Below are 15928 nucleotides of genomic sequence, written 5' to 3'. Positions count from 1 at the left end.
AACAGTTTGGGATTTTTTTCTCCCGTCTAACCCCCCTTCCTTTATGTCAAAATACACATATCGCAAACATATGTTCCTTGTTTTATAATTACCTTATTAGAAAATTATAGGAGAACTGATTATGACCAAAGAAAGAATGAAGAATATCGCTTATTGGGTAACGACCATTCTGGGACCAGCAAGTTTCGTCATCGGCGGTTACCTTCATCTTGTTCACAGCGATCAAGTCATGGGGACTATTCTGCATCTTGGGTACCCCGCTTACTTCGCAACACTTCTAGGAATAGGGAAATTATGCGGTGCAATCATAACTGTGATTCCTCGCTTTCCACGCTTGAAGGAATGGGCCTATGCGGGTTTTTTTATCGACCTCACCAGCGCAGCCGCTTCGAGCGCCTTCTCCGGCGAAAGTCTCGGCGTTATTGCACAGCCTTTGCTTTACTTCGTATTAGTCATGGCATCTTGGGCACTTCGGCCGCCGAGTCGGAAGCTTAAATCCAATTGAAAGACAGTACCGATGCATGACAAAAGCTCTGGTCGCATCTTTTAGCGCCAGAGCCGTTGTATCCCTCAATTAGCTTTCTCTCAAATTTCTATCCATCCATTCAAAAGCTTTCCTAAGCTCATCCTTCGGAACATTTGCATACCGATCACCAATCGAAACTTCATAACAACAGGATGACTCATGCACTTCCTTAACATAATGGGTAAGGCCCACTCCCGTCGTCTCATACAGCTTAATTAGCAAAGACTCCAGTTTTTCTTTTGGCCTGTCAATATGAACATGGAACATGTTCGTTTCAGGTACAAGCGGTTTCGTTTCAACGCCAGGGACTTGATTGTACATCGCAGCCAGCTCTTTCGCTTCCTCGTAGTACTGCTCCATTTTGTGCAGCCGTTGTTTGAAATAATAGCTGGCACTAATGATGTACGGATACAGACTGATTAAATCGCCGCCGTGGCGCCTTTTCCATACTTTTGACTCTTTCGTAAATGTCTCATCTCCCGCAAGAATGGCCCCTGCAATGCCGCCGATCCCTTTGTAGAACGAAATATACACACTATCAAACAAGTCACAAATTTCACGCGCCGACTTCTGATAATAGGGCAGCACTTCATACAGTCTAGCCCCGTCCAAATGCAACTTGATGCCATGGCTGCGGCAAAAAGCAGAAATCTCTGCAAGCTCGGCGTAATCAGGAAGTTGTCCGCCAATTTCCCGCTGCGGTAATTCAAGCAATAAACAGGCGATTTCTTCTTTCATTTGAAGCACATCTTCCAAACGGATTAATCGGTCTTTTTCACCAAGTAAGATAGGCTCGATATGGTGAAGTTCTTTTAATCCGTCTTCCTCATGGATTTCCAAATGACTCAACGGGTGATAGGCGACTTTCTTTACACCTTTCTTATCACACCAGATTCTTAGGGCAATTTGCTGAGCCATTGTTCCACTAGGGAAAAATACCGCTGATTCTTTGCCAAGATAAGCCGCCATTTCCGCTTGAAAATCCTCTATTAATTTCCCTGTTCCATAAATGTCACTTTCCAAATTTCCATCGACTTCTTGTAAAGCTTCTATCAATACTTGGATATTTCTTTTGCCATGTCCGCCTACCGGGAAGCCGGTTTGTTGAAAAGCTGCTAATAATGGATTGATTTTGTTCATTTGTATCGTACTCCTTTGATTGTCACGACTCACTTGGTCTCAGATCAGTTGTGGCTTATAATCGAACTAACTCAACTCGTAAAAGGAGATTCAATCATGAAGGAAATCCTCATCGGTTCCAAAGATCAATTTACATCTTTTCCAGTCGAGGTTCAGCTTGAGCGTGACCTGTATTTTTTGGTGCAGATTGACGATGACCAATACAACTTATATTCAAGCATTTGCCCCCATGGGGGATACACGGTGGACCTGATCGATGGAGAGCTTGAATGCCCCTTGCATGGCTGGACCTTTGAAGTGCATACCGGGCGTTGTCATAACGTTCCTAGCGCTAGACTCGCCTCTTATAACGTCATACTGCGGGACAACCAACTCTTCGTTCAGATGACATGACTCAACGTATATTTTACCAGTGGTCAAGCTATAATAACAGCTGTTGTTATCAAATAAACGGCTGTAGGAGGCTTAATGTCCGGCAATATGAAAAGGAATACGTCCAGAGGGATGAAGTGGTGGCAGTTGAGCCTGCTCGGAGTCGCTTGTACGATTGGTACCGGTTACTTTCTTGGCTCCGGAATTGGGATTCAAATGGGCGGCGCTTCTGTCATTTTCATGTTTATACTTGCTGCCTTTGGCACTTATATTGTCTTCGACGTCTTAGCCCGGATGACAGGAACCGATCCTGAGCAAGGTTCGTTTCAAGCCTATGCCGCCAAAGCATTTGGACGCTGGGCTGGTTTCAGCAGCGGTTGGGTCTATTGGTGCTCTGAGCTTTTAATTATGGGGAGCCAATTAACAGCTTTATCCTTTTTCACCCGCTTCTGGTTCCCTGGGATACCGATGTGGGTTTTTGCGACGGCCTACGCCCTATTAGGTCTTGGCGTTATACTGCTCGGTACGCATGTTTTTGAACGCGCTGAGCATGTCTTTGCCATTATCAAAGTATCTGCCATCGTGATGTTTGTGATCATCGCAGGCACAGCCGTCTTTGGATTTATTTCAGGCACTTTTCCACCGAAGTTCCCCACCTCGAGCGAAGCCTTTTTGCCTAAAGGGCTGCTTGGGATATGGTCTTCCTTCATCTATGCCTTTTATGCGTTTGGCGGTATTGAAATCATGGGCATAATGGCTGCCAGATTAAAACGGCCCGAAGATGCCCCAAAAGCCGGAAACATGATGATCTTACTACTAACTATCATTTATATCGCCTCTTTAGCTCTTGTTCTTGCCTTGGTCCCCCCGCATGCACTGCAAGGCAAAGAGAGCCCTTTTCAAACTGCATTAAACTCGTACAAGCTTCCTTTTGTCCCCCATGTATTTAACGCGATCTTAATCATTGCCGGATTTTCGACGATGGTCGCCTCCCTTTTTGCTGTCACAACGATTCTTGTTGCGTTAGCTGAGAGTCACAATGCTCCTGCGATATTCGCGAAACGAACAACCGGAAAACGCAAAATGCCGTTACCCGCCGTTGGATTTACAATCGGAGGGATAACGGCAGCGGTGCTTATGGCTCTTTTGCTACCAGAAGAACTATACACTTATATCACAACGGCTGCAGGCATTATGCTGCTAATGAATTGGCTGTTCATCCTTCTTTCATCAGGACGTTTGTTGCGCTTATCGGCATGGGGGAAGACCAAAAGATATACAGGCATGCTACTCATCCTTACTGCTATTACGGGCACCGTCTTCCATTCTACAAGCAGGCCGGGATTCTGGATCAGCCTCTTATTTCTCGCAATTATTGGCCTTGTGACGTTTGGACTGAGTTTCAAATGGAAGAAGAATGCGCACGGAACCATAGCCTCTTACAGTGCTGACAATAGGTCCAAACCTAAACGCAACAATCGCGAAGGCGCTACATAACGTTAAGCAAACAGTGCCTGAAAAGCTTTTAATCCAAAATGCAGCCCAAAACCGATCAGGGAAAGTCCTGAGATGATTGAGATCAGTGAGAGCCCGCGAGGCGTAACATAATTGCGAAATATACTGGCTAATGAAGCCATAATGAGATCCCAAAGTATGATCCCTACGAACATGATCCCCGTGTACAATAACACATGGTTTCTATCATATTTAGCAACTGTCTCCGCTAACACCGACCCATAGATGCCTAACCAAAAAAGGATGGATAAGGGAGAACTGAGCGCCATCATTAAGCCTGTGAAGAAAGATCTGGTTAGCGTCTCTTCCGACCTATACGCTGGATCTTTCATTTTACCGGCGCCAATTACGCTCTCGATTCCTGAATAGAGTAAAATAAAACAACCGAATAACCATAGAAACGTCTTCATAAAAGGTGTTGTTAAAAAATGTACAAGACCGAAATAAATGAGGGTAATCAAAATAACGTCAGCAATCATTCCTCCAACGCCTACCATCCAAGCATGCATAAAGCCGCGCTTTATGCCTTTATCCAACATAGCTGCATTAATGGGACCGATTGGTGCGGAAAGTGATAATCCCAGCAGTAAAAAACTTAACATCACATACATGTCATTCACCCATTCGTTGGTTAGACATACAAGCTCCTAGGCTCGTATTATCCTATTCCTCGAACAAGGCTTGTATAACTTTGAGCATATCTGAAGCTGTAAAAAAAGTGTTTGACATTGACGCTGCGTAAAGCTGTACAGTTAAGTTGTCAGGAGGTGAACAGATGGAATACACCGTACAAAGCCTCGGAAAGTTGGCTGGCGTAAGCACCAGAACGCTTCGTTATTATGATGAAATTGAGCTTCTTAAGCCGGCAAGAATCAATTCCTCAGGATACCGAATCTATGGTCAGGCGGAGGTTGATAGACTTCAGCAGATTCTATTTTTCAGAGAATTAGGTGTCAATCTGGATCGCATCAAAGAATTGATAAACGCCCCCACCTTTAACGGAGCCAAAGCATTGAAAGAACACCGTGAGCAGCTCCTTGACAAAAGAGCTCAGCTTGATGCGCTGATTGCCAATGTTGAAAAAACGATTGCTTTAACCGAAGGGAGACTATCCATGTCAAATAAAGAGAAATTTGAAGGCTTCAAACAACAGCTTATTGATGATAACGAGAACAAATACGGGAAAGAAATCCGCGAGAAATATGGCGATGATGCCGTTCATACATCCAATCAAAAAGTGAAAAACATGACGCCAGAAGAGCATGACGAGGTTACGCGTCTAGCGAATGAAGTGACCGCTTCTCTAGCAGAAGCATACAAAACGGGTGACCCTGCCAGCGAAGCCGCGCAAAGAGCAGCAGATTTGCATAAACAATGGCTTTCCTACTATTGGAGCGAATATAGCAAGGAAGCTCATGCCGGTCTAGCCCAAATGTATGTGGATGACGAACGGTTTACAGCTTACTATGACGCCAAACAACCAGGAACTGCACAATTTCTGAGAGATGCCATACACATTTATACCGGTTATATGAAATAATAGCCCAGTGATCGGGACACTAGCATTTTTTCTACTCTATCCTTCAAACATCCAGTTATTTAACAGAAAGCTGAATAGAATAGTATTACACCAGCCACCAGCAGCCGTGTGTATGTCTACCTCCAACCCACAAAAGCACAGAGCCCTCGGGCTCTGTGCTTTTGGTTATGACTTGGCTACGACGCCTCCGCCGATTGGTTTGACCAGCGATTTACTTTCCCATACGCGGCTTCTCCACCGCAGATACATAATCAAACCACGCAACCACTCGTCAACAGCGAAAGCAATCCACACGCCTAGCAGTCCCATCTCCATATGAATGCCGAGCCAGTACGCTAACGGCACCGCAACGCCCCACATAGATAGAACCCCCATGGCAACGGGAAATCTCGCATCACCCGCAGCGCGGAGAGAATTAATAACCACAAGATTGAAGGTACGTCCAGGTTCCAATATGACGCTTAACAACAAAATCCCCGAACCCATAGCGATAATTTCCGGATTATCCGTAAACAACCCTAGCAGTTCCTTGCGGAAGATGGAAGCAATGCCTACAACCACAAAGGTCAGTAAGAAGGTAATCCGCAGACTCCGAATTAACTTATGGTAGGCGGCCTTAAATTCACCGGCACCAACCATATGACCGACGATGATTTCCGTGCCCATGCCGATCGCCATGCCCAGCGCCATAAAGTAATTCGTAACATTCATGACATACACATGGGTACTTAATGCAATTTGACCGATGATATTAACGAAGCTCACGATCATTAAATACTGAGACTGCCAAGACAGATGCTCGCCAGCCGAAGGGAGCCCGATGCTCAAAATTTGCTTCACGATCCGTTTATCAAATGTAAGGTAATCTTTGAAGCGAATCGGAAACGGAATCCGGCGATATAAGATGACAAAAAGCACGATAAGTCCAAGCAGACGGCTTATGACAGTGGAGACAGCAGCCCCCGTTACTCCCCATTCCGGAAAGCCGAGGTTTCCAAAAATGAGCAGGCTGTTGCCGGCTACATGAACCAGGTTCACGCCGAGTGTCACGTACATCACATCTCTGGTTTGACCATTCGAACGAAGCACCGAAGATACGGCATATGACAAAGCTTCGATCCAGATAAAAGCGCTGATCAGGTTTAAGTATTTCTTAGCAATAGCAATCTGATCCGGCGCCAAGTTCATCAGCTGCATGATCGATTCCCCGAATAGCACTAGTACAACACTGACCGCGATACCAAATATCAGGTTAATGGTAATGGCCAGTGCAGAAATACGGCTGGCTTCCTTCGCTCTGCCTGCACCTAAATTTTGGGCGACCGCTACACTCGTTCCGATTCCGACGAAGCCAAACATCAGGATGCAGAAGACGATGATTTCATTCGCTAATCCGACCGCTCCGGTTACTTCATCTGAGATCCGACTGAGCATGAACACGTCCGCGGTACCGAGCATCATCCGTAGAACGGAATCAATGAAGATCGGCCATGTAACGGCGAATAGACTGAGTTTTTTCCAAGTTGCTGTTGATTGAGTGTCTATCATTGTGTGTGCTCCTCAATTTCAAATGCCTTTAGTTTAGGATACGTAAGCGATTTCAGTCAAATGCTACTATCATCCAATAAAAAACCTTGGAAATCTCTCTTTCGAGGATGTCCAAGGTTTCTATGATTAACAACCTATTTTACACGAACCCATGCCCCACGATTGTCTGCAGACTCGATTTCAGCTTCTGCAATCACAATGCTGTCCATCGTACTGAAAGGTGTGGCTGTAGCAACGCTTTGTCCGGAAATTAACGTTTCAACGAAATATTTTAGCTCCTGGTAGTAGCCCATTTCTGCAGATATCTCTGGACTGAAGCCAGGGCCATCGTTCACATTCACTTTTAAGCCGTCTGCGGTGAAAACAATGTTCGCTTTTTCAAAGTTAACACGGAATTGCATATCAAAGCCGTAATCACCTTGCAGCGTCCAATCCGCTTGCGCGTTAATGACCTTGCCGTCTTCATACAAATAGTTCGTGGAAACAAGGTCATACCCGCTGCCTGGAACAACATTTCGAGCCAAGCTGGATACGGATTCCGGTTTACCGAACAACCAGTTAATCATATCGATGTCATGAACGTGCATGTCAAGGAGAGCTCCGCCGCTTTTGGCATTCTGTAACAGCCATGGTCCCCAAGTCGGCGTACCGCCGCCGCGGTAGAAATACCCGGCTAGCACTTTGCCATACGTTTCGTTCGCAACGGCTTGCTTCAAGTACTCATAGGCTGGCCAGAAACGCAGGCATTGACCGATCATCAGCTGTTTGCCGTTCTTTTCGGCAGCTTCAATCATATCTTTACACTCATCTGCGTTCAGCGCCATCGGCTTCTCACACAAAACATGAAGGCCATGATTCAAGCATTGGATGGAAATATCTCTGTGCAAAAACGTAGGCAAGGTCATGTCTACACAATCAAGTTCTTCTTTTTCAAGCATGTCGGCAACACTCGTATATTTATTGTAGACGCTGAAGTCGATGCCGGATGATCCCGTATCAATGTTACCACCAGATGCATGTCCTTCCAGCTTCGCAATATCAACATCGCACAAAGCTACAACTTTGATAGGAACGCCTTCCGCCTCAAGGCGAATATAATTTTCCAAGTGCGTTCTTCCCATAAAACCTAAACCAATTAATCCGATTTTCAACATGGCTTATTTCCTCCCCAAAATTGCGTCCATAGCACCTGATGTATTATAAATAATTTGCTGACCGTGATGCGTGTAGCCAGGAATCATTTCGGCGATGACATAGTCCTCGTACCCAATTGCTTGCAGTGCTTTCAGAACTTCCGGATAATTCACATCACCGGCAAGCAGATCCACGAAGCCGTGTAAGCCACCCGCTGCGCGGCGGTAATCTTTGAAATGCACTTTTTTGATGCGGCTGTTTAAAATGGAAATCCAGTGCTCCGGGTAACCGGAGAATAAGACATTCCCAACGTCGAAGTAAGATCCGACATACGGAGAATTGATTTTATCGATAAAGTCTCTCAACTCAAGCGGCGATAACAAAAATTTGTTCCAAACATTCTCGATGCCAATCGACACCTTCAAGGATTGTGCAACCTCTGAAAGCTCACGAATACCGTCCAAAGCGTAATCGTACGCTTGATCATAAGGAACTACTTCGGAGTCCGGTATGAAATCTACGCCAACTGCACCAGGTACAACGAGAATTGTATCTACGCCCAAAATCGCTGCGCTTTCCAGCTGCTTTTTGACGATGTCTTTCGCTTTTTGGCGTGTAGCGGCATTCCCGCTTGTTAAGGAGTATGTCCAATACAAACCACTGGCTAAGCTCGTTAGTTCAATGCCTTGGTCATCCGCAATCTTGCGGTACTGTTTGATTTCGCTTTCATTGCTTTCCAGGCTGAGCTCTCCTGTTTCGTTCAAAGCCAACTCAATGCCGTCGAATCCTGCATCCTTCGCTAATGCTATACATTGCTCCACCTTCATGGAGCCTGGAAATGACCAAATATTGATCCCTTTTTTCATCGTTATCTCCTCCGTCTCTTGCCTTTATTATAAAAGAGGCGAGCCGGATTAGATTTATCCAAAAAGCCGATTTATTTGCACTTTTACAAAAACGAATATGTTAAAATAAGTCTGGGTCCTATCACCGACAATGCCCTGAGAAAGGACGGACAGCATGGAGTTCCCACGCATACAACTTCAACAATCAATAACCATTCAAAACCTCATTTCCTTCCACTATTTCGAGTATGCGAAGGGATATGTATTTGACGGCGAACAGCATGACTTTTGGGAAATTCTTTATGTCGACAAAGGAGAGGTGGAGGTTCGGGCCGACGATCAGATCCATACGCTTCAGCAAGGACATATGATTTTTCATAAACCCGAAGAGTTCCATACCGTAAGCGTGAAGCACGAACATAAACCGCCTAATCTTATTGTCATTTCCTTCGAATGCGCGTCAGAAGCGATGTCTTCTTTTGAAAATAAAATTCTGCCTTTAGGAGATCGGGAAAGAAATATGCTATCCTTGATCATTCAGGAAGGGTTTCAGGCATTTCTCCCTCCTTTTGACAGACCTTCCGTTCATATTCTTGAGCGGAATCCAGAGGCGCCATTTGCCAGCGAGCAGATGATCAAATCGTACTTGGAAGCCCTGCTTATCACGTTGATTCGTAATCAGAGGATAGCCTCTTCAACCCTAGATGCAGCCATCAAGATTAAGCAGTCATCTCTGCAAAAAGAAAAAGCTGAACAACGCATCGTTCAGCAAATTATCGCTTATTTAAAAGAAAATCTCTCTCAATCTTTTACCCAGGATCAGTTATGCCAGACATTTCACTTAGGAAAAAGCCGATTAAAGGAGCTTTTCCAGTCACAAATGCAAACCGGTGTCTTAGAAGCGTTCAAATCTCTGAAAATCGAACAAGCCAAAACCTATATCAGAGAAGGCCGGTACAATTTCACGGAAATTGCCGCGATGCTCGGATATGCCAGTATCCACTATTTCTCCAGAGACTTTAAGAAAACGGTTGGCATGTCTCCCTCGGATTATGCGAAATCGGTTAAGGCGCGTGTTTAATCATATACAGCAAAAAAGCACCCAGGACGGGTGCTTTTTTGATATCCACTTTATTTAATAACTTTCAATAAACGTTTTGCTGTACCACTTGCCGTTTCAATTGTTTCATACACATTCACTGTGAATGGATAGCTAAATTGATCGGTTGTAATGTTCGAAGCATCCAACGTTTGTACGCCGCTAATCAGTTTATTGTCACCAGTGAAAGCCGCATCTTTAGAGCCAATGACACGTCCTGCACTATCGACGATCTCGAATCTCAATTTGGAGAAGTTATTGTCTACAACGACATTCTCATTTTGTTTGATGTCAAGATCCAGACGAACCTTGTAAGAATACGTCAATTGAGGCGTCGTTACCGAGTTAACCGTCACATCATTAAATTTCAGATCGAATGGATACAAGGAAATCGTTGAATCCGTCTCTTCTTGCTGCAGATCCGTTTGCAGTGCTGCAATTGTCGTTGTGTACGGCGCAGCAGCAACAGCATCAAGCAGCTTCAAGGAAAAGCTAGTTCCCGTTTCCGATTGCGGAACAATGTAGGAGTAGCTTACGACGTAGCTAAGTCCCGGGTTCATCATTTCTGTCACATTAGCTTGGCGAGATCCTTGGTACGTTAAACCTTGCGTACTCACCAACTCCGACATGAAGGCAGGTAACGCTATTGGTGTTGTGCTCGTATTTGTTAGTTTGAACTTCGCTACTGCTGTTTTGAAACCTTCGCCTGGATTCTCATGCAGATGAAGTTCCATCAAGGATACTTGTGTTGATTTATCGACTACTTTGGTCAAAGCATCAAACGCGATCGGTTGACCGATCGTATAAGGAACTGCTGTTGAAGATCCTTGTTCTTTCGGCCATGCAATAGCCAGCTTACCTGTAGCTAATGTTGCAGCTTCGGTTCCACCCTTTGGAACAAAGGTGTCCGTTGATAAAACCACCAGGTTAGACAATGTCACGCCATTTTCAACCGGGATTGCAAAATGAATATATTTTTTCTCACCAGCTTCCAACGTTACAGGTTCCGCTTCAGAACGTTTCCCTTCATAGTTCTTGGTTTCTGATTGGGCATCCATTCGGAAGGAAGGAACCGTTTCGCGGCCTGCGCCCGGATTGCTGGCAAGGACCGTAACCACCGCTACGCGGCCTGTCGTCGTGTTTTGCATAGAAGCCTCAACCGCCGAGTAGGTTAGTCCGGAGTTCACGCCAGGAATGGAGAACGATTGTCCCCATGCCAAATTGTCGAGATTCTGTAGCGCCGCGCTGCCGGTCCCCCCGTACCATACGGATTTAGTCGGCATAGCCAGTAAAGTCGTTTCAAGCTTCGGATACGAATAAACATCGACATTAACGAACGAAAGTTGATCGATTGTGCCGATCTCCTTCGTATCGACGGCAGTCATGTAAACAAGTTCGCCGATTTCTTTAGGCTGCAATGCTTCTTTGTTGCTCCCGCTTGGTTTCAATGTATAAGAAACACCTGTCGAAGTTTGAACACGAAGCTCGTGTTCAGGCACTCGGTTCTGAGTGACGCCTCCATTGTACAAGCGCACTGTGACGGCAAGCTGTGAGCCGGACGCGGTTGGCGTCACAGCTACACTTTTAACTGCTGCGCGAATGTCACTTGTTAGTCCATAATTAACGGTAGGAGTAGCAACAGGTGCTGGCGCGGAATCGGCTGCCCACACGGCAGTGCCTCCTTGCACGATCATTGCGCCCAGCATAATCGCGGTCAGACTGGATTTCCATGGTCTTTTTTTCATGTACATACTCTCCTCATTGTATAGTTTCGCTGATGCTTATTTCGCTGCTGGTGTCGTAGTTGGTGCTGGAGAAGCGCTGGCGCTCTCTACTTTTTGCCCGTCCTTCAAAGTGTTTTGTCCGGTAATGACTAAGTTCTCGCCATCTTTTACGCCCTCAAGCACTTCTTGATTCTCCCCACTGATACGACCAAGCTTCACTTTGCGCTTCATATATTGACCATTTTGCTCCACAAAAACGAAGGTATCCGATTCTTCACGAATTACACTTAACGTTGGAATTGCTACAACTTGCTCTTCGGTTTCGGTTGTGAGCTGCACCATGAATCGGTTACCAGGCTGAAGTTGGTGATCGGCATTCGGAACTTCTAATTCCAGCGTGTACGTTTTCGTTGCTGCGCTCATGATCGGTGCTAAGTAGCTAATCTTAGCTGTTCCTTTTTTATCAGGTGAATCCGGATTATAGTAAACGAGCTCCTGCTTGCCTTTCACAAGTTGGTAGTTCGATTCTGTAAGCTCAGTCTTAATTTTAATTGGATCGATTTGCTGGACTTGACCGACTTTCCCAGCCGCGGCAGCGACCGTTTGCCCAACGACTACGTTGAAATCGGTAAGAACCCCGCTGCCTGGCGCTTTAACTTGATAATTGTCTAAGGATCGAGTCGCATCCTCTAACGATAAGCTCGCAGATTCAGCCTGCGTTTGAGCCGCAGAGATCGAATCCGAATTATCAAATGCCGCCAATTTGCTCTGTGCAGCCTCCAAACTCATTTGAGCGTTATCTAAAGCTTGCTTCGATTGATCCACTTGATGCTGAACAGCGGTACCCGCATCATAATCGTTGCGGATTTTGTTGTAATCCTGCTGCGCGTTAGTCAGCGCTGTCTGCGATCTAGTGACATTGTCAGCCAAATCCTTGCGGTTGTTTACTTTGTTATCACGTGCTTGCTGTAATGATTCTTGAGCGCTTTTTAGAGCCAGCTCACTTTTACGTTTCGCGGACACTGCGTCTTTATCATCGATTACGAAAAGGACTTCGCCTTTCTCTACGTACTCTCCGCGTTTTTTCAACACTTCAAGCACTTCACCGTTTGCTTTGGTTACTACATCAAGTGTCGTTCCTGCCGCGACATCAGCAACCTGCTCAATGGGATTGCTAATTTTTTGTTTTTTAACAACCTCTGTTTTAATCGCTTTAGGCGTTAGTTGAACCGTCGCAGCCCCCTTGGATCCTGGCGCTGAACATGCGGACGCTAAGACCGCAGCTGCGGTCAATAGCGCAATTACGCCCATCGAGCGATATTTGAATTTACGTTTTCGCGAACTATCGTTAATCATCTATGTGCCTCCTTATACGTCTATCGTACTTGTGGTTGTGTTTTGGTTATTTTTTTTACGATTGAACATGCGACCCATCCGGTTCTTTATGCTTTCAATCAACTCGTACACAATAGGTACGACAACTAGAGTAAGAACAGTAGAGGTAATCAGACCACCGATAACGACAACACCCAGTCCTTTACCAATTAACCCACCCTCTGCAGAAATACCTAATGCCAGCGGCACCAAAGCCATAATCGTAGCTCCAGCTGTCATAATAATCGGGCGAAGTCTCACTTTCCCAGCTTCAATTAAAGCATGGCGAACCGTATAGCCTTCTTGGCGCAATTGCTGCGCACGGTCGATCAAAACGATGGCATTCGTGACGACAATTCCGATGAGCATGAGGAAACCAATCATAGATGTAACCGTTAATGGCTCGCGCGCAATAACGAGTCCGAGCAATCCTCCGATAACCGCAAGCGGCAGAGAGAACAAGATGGCAAATGGTGCACTTGCGTTTCCAAAAGCTAGAACCATGATGAGGTAAACAACGAAAATCGCAGCTCCCATGGCGACGAACAATTGACCGAAGCTCTCATTGACATCGTCGGAAACACCAGTCACTTTCGGTGTTACGCCTTCCGGCAATTCAACATCTTTTAATGCCGCAGTAAGTTTAGCACTTACGCCGGTTTTATTGGAATCATTAATTTTGGCGGATACTTTGACTAGCTGCTGCTGATCTTCACGTGCAAGGGAGGCAGCGCCCTTCGTTTCGTTGATTTTGGCTACTTCCTTCAACAGAATCGTTGATCCGTTTGATCCAGCTAACGGAATGTTGCCCAATTTTTCAAGCGTGTTTTTATCCGATTTGTCTAACGATACCGTTGTTGTATACGTGATATTATCGAATTTCATATCTCCCAGACTTTGTTTTTGAATCCAGGCACGTGCTGTATCTCGAACAGAGGAGGAGCTCAAGCCATAAGCTCTTGCTTTTTTCTGATCCACAGCAATCTCTATTTCTGTTTTGGCATCACTTAAATTATCTTCAATCTCAGAAAGCTCTGGGAAAGTTTGCAGCTTATCCTTAACAATCTTAGCTGCTTTCTCCAGTTGAAGTTGATCCTCGCCTTGCAGCGTATAGGCAAAATCCGTCGATGAAACGCCGAAATCACCTTCCATTGCTTTAGGCTCAACTTCAGATCCGTTTGGCAATTCTGAGAGAATATAAGCCTTCATTTGATCTTTTACTTGATTTCCATCTACTTTATCATTTACTTGAACGAAAATCTGTGAAGCATACGGTGTACGCTCATCATCATTGCCAGCATAGCCGACTAATGATTCCACAAATTTAAAGACAGGCTCGCCATTTGAATCTTTTGTATCTAACAAGACTTTTTCGATTTCCTTCGTTTTCGCATCTGTCGCTTCAAACGAAGTTGAATATGGCAGCTTCAGTTGGAAATACATCGTCGTCGCAGGACCTGATTCAGGTAAGAAGGCCACTGACAAGAATGGAATGGTTCCGGCCATTGTCACAACGAGCATTAGCGCTGAGATAAGAAGCGTTTTGATTCTGTTTTTCAAACTCCAAGTCAATACTTTCTCGTAAAACGTTGTTAGCTTAGTTGGTTGCGACTCATCGTGATGACCTTTGCCTGGTTTACTGCGAAGAACAAGCAGCTTAGCCAGCATCGGAATAACCGTTAACGCTACAATCAAGGAAGAAAGCAGCGCACAAGCGATAGTTAACGCAAAGGGTCTAAAGAATCCGCCGACAACGCCCGTAACCAAAGCAAGCGGTGCGAATACCCCAACAGTTGCAAGCGTAGATGACGTAATCGCCATGGATACTTGCTTCGTAGCTAACGCAATAACGGACTCTTTACGCTCTTGTGCTTTCTCTAAGGAGGCGTATATATTTTCAATAACGACAATCGAGTCATCCACGACCCGCCCTACTGCGATAAAAATACCGCCGAGCGTCATCGTATTGAGCGTTAAATTTAAGGAAGACATTAATAGTAAAGTAATCAAAATTGAAAGTGGAATTGAAACAAGAACGATTAACGTCATCCGTACATTGCGCAGGAAGATCAGAATCATCAAGGATGCCAAGACAGCCCCTACGATACCTTCGCGTACAAGTCCTGCAATGGATTCGTTAATTTGGTCTGCACTATCGTACGTGCTCTTGAAAGTAACGTTAGGCAACGTTGTTTTCCAATCTTCAATTTGTTTCTGAATCTCATTTGAGAATTCAACAGCATTCGCACTGCCCGCTTTGTACAAAATCATCCCAATCGCCGGCTTGCTATCCAGTCGACCGATGAAATCAGATTCCGTAATCGCTTTGACGTTCGCAACCTGATCAAGGGTTACGATATCGCCTTTTGGCGTTGTGATTTCTAGCTGCTCCAACTCGTACAAGCTGGTCAAGTTGCCCGTTACACGTGTCATCTTATCATTGCCGCTGATTTCTACACTGCCGATCGGACTTTTCGTAGCAGCGGCATTGATCGCATTCGATACCATGCCTGGTGATAAACCATACACGTCAAGCGCGGCGGCATCTAGCTCAATATCCAGCGATGTGTCTCTGGCTCCAATTACGTCCATATGGTCAATGCCTTTAATTCCTTCAAGAGCAGGCTTAATTTTATCTTTAAAAGATTTATCAAGCTCTGTTTGGCTGATTCCGTTATCCGCATAAGCAACTAAGTAGTTGGAAGGGAAGGAAGCCGCGCCAAAAGTTGAAGCTTTCGGTGTTCCGGCAGTAGCCGGAAGAGAAACTTCAGCCAGCATATCCTGCACGGCCTGTTTCTTCTTATCTGTGTCTACATTTTGTTTGAACATCAGAATGATCATGGAGAAATTATCGCTTGATGTCGATTGCATCGAGTCCAGATCTTCGAGATTCGCGAGCTTCTTCTCGATCGGAGATGTAATTTCATCCATGACATCCTTCGGCGCACCGGTATAAGTTGTTGTTACAGCAACTACCGGGAAAGAAACGTTCGGCATGTTCTCTACTTTCAGCTGCGATGATGAATATAAGCCGCCTACAAAAAGCATGATCATGATAATGAATAATGCCGAAACATTTTTCATGGAAAAGTGTGTGAGTCGATTCATTCC

The 15928-nt window shown here is 45.2% G+C and carries 13 protein-coding genes; 5 read left to right on the top strand and 8 right to left on the bottom strand.

Annotated elements, in window-relative coordinates; all coding sequences use genetic code 11:
* The first annotated feature begins 121 nt into the window (after positions 1-121).
* Positions 122-505: a DoxX family protein gene (locus tag J2Z65_RS21860; RefSeq protein ID WP_167058234.1), complete on the top strand. Its 384-nt coding sequence runs from the start codon at positions 122-124 to the stop codon at positions 503-505.
* 69 nt (positions 506-574) lie between these two features.
* On the opposite strand, the gene J2Z65_RS21855 is transcribed toward J2Z65_RS21860, so the two are convergent.
* Positions 575-1666 (bottom strand): threonine aldolase family protein, encoded by a 1092-nt coding sequence (locus J2Z65_RS21855; RefSeq protein ID WP_167058231.1) that lies wholly within the window; start codon positions 1664-1666, stop codon positions 575-577.
* Between the two features lie 96 nt (positions 1667-1762).
* Here J2Z65_RS21855 and J2Z65_RS21850 point away from each other — a divergent pair, with 96 nt between their 5' ends.
* Entirely contained in the window at positions 1763-2059 is a 297-nt protein-coding gene (locus J2Z65_RS21850; protein ID WP_167058228.1) for a Rieske (2Fe-2S) protein, read from the top strand.
* Positions 2060-2134: 75 nt separating this feature from the next.
* Positions 2135-3535, top strand: coding sequence for an amino acid permease (locus tag J2Z65_RS21845; RefSeq protein ID WP_167058225.1), 1401 nt, complete (start codon positions 2135-2137; stop codon positions 3533-3535).
* Positions 3536-3537: 2 nt separating this feature from the next.
* Here the strand turns inward: J2Z65_RS21845 and J2Z65_RS21840 are convergent, their stop codons facing one another.
* Positions 3538-4164 carry a LysE family transporter gene (locus tag J2Z65_RS21840; RefSeq protein ID WP_167058222.1) on the bottom strand — a complete coding sequence of 209 codons (627 nt, stop codon included), beginning with the start codon at positions 4162-4164 and terminating at the stop codon, positions 3538-3540.
* 164 nt (positions 4165-4328) lie between these two features.
* On the opposite strand from J2Z65_RS21840, the gene J2Z65_RS21835 reads away from it, so the two are divergent.
* Positions 4329-5093, top strand: coding sequence for a MerR family transcriptional regulator (locus J2Z65_RS21835; protein WP_167058219.1), 765 nt, complete (start codon positions 4329-4331; stop codon positions 5091-5093).
* A 165-nt stretch (positions 5094-5258) separates the two neighbouring features.
* On the opposite strand, the gene J2Z65_RS21830 is transcribed toward J2Z65_RS21835, so the two are convergent.
* The 3 genes from J2Z65_RS21830 to J2Z65_RS21820 all read right to left on the bottom strand — a co-directional run bounded on the left by J2Z65_RS21830 (position 5259) and on the right by J2Z65_RS21820 (position 8641).
* Entirely contained in the window at positions 5259-6641 is a 1383-nt protein-coding gene (locus J2Z65_RS21830; RefSeq protein WP_167058216.1) for an MATE family efflux transporter, read from the bottom strand.
* 134 nt (positions 6642-6775) lie between these two features.
* Entirely contained in the window at positions 6776-7795 is a 1020-nt protein-coding gene (locus J2Z65_RS21825) for a Gfo/Idh/MocA family protein (protein WP_167058213.1), read from the bottom strand.
* 3 nt (positions 7796-7798) lie between these two features.
* Entirely contained in the window at positions 7799-8641 is an 843-nt protein-coding gene (locus tag J2Z65_RS21820) for a sugar phosphate isomerase/epimerase family protein (protein ID WP_167058210.1), read from the bottom strand.
* A gap of 154 nt (positions 8642-8795) precedes the next feature.
* Between J2Z65_RS21820 and J2Z65_RS21815 the strand changes: the two genes are divergently transcribed.
* A complete protein-coding gene (locus J2Z65_RS21815; RefSeq protein ID WP_167058207.1) occupies positions 8796-9701 on the top strand; it encodes an AraC family transcriptional regulator in 906 nt (301 codons plus the stop codon).
* A gap of 50 nt (positions 9702-9751) precedes the next feature.
* Here J2Z65_RS21815 and J2Z65_RS21810 read toward each other — a convergent pair whose 3' ends face one another.
* The 3 genes from J2Z65_RS21810 to J2Z65_RS21800 are packed head-to-tail and all read right to left on the bottom strand — an operon-like array spanning position 9752 to position 15925.
* On the bottom strand, positions 9752-11464 hold the full coding sequence (locus J2Z65_RS21810; protein WP_167058204.1) for a hypothetical protein: 1713 nt from the start codon (positions 11462-11464) through the stop codon (positions 9752-9754).
* A 36-nt stretch (positions 11465-11500) separates the two neighbouring features.
* Positions 11501-12799: an efflux RND transporter periplasmic adaptor subunit gene (locus J2Z65_RS21805; protein ID WP_167058201.1), complete on the bottom strand. Its 1299-nt coding sequence runs from the start codon at positions 12797-12799 to the stop codon at positions 11501-11503.
* A gap of 12 nt (positions 12800-12811) precedes the next feature.
* Positions 12812-15925 (bottom strand): efflux RND transporter permease subunit, encoded by a 3114-nt coding sequence (locus J2Z65_RS21800; protein ID WP_167058199.1) that lies wholly within the window; start codon positions 15923-15925, stop codon positions 12812-12814.
* Positions 15926-15928: the final 3 nt, after the last annotated feature.

This window comes from Paenibacillus aceris, assembly GCF_017874035.1.
Classification (GTDB): Bacteria; Bacillota; Bacilli; order Paenibacillales; family NBRC-103111; genus Paenibacillus_E; species Paenibacillus_E aceris.
This window is presented reverse-complemented; position numbering and strand designations above follow the sequence as displayed.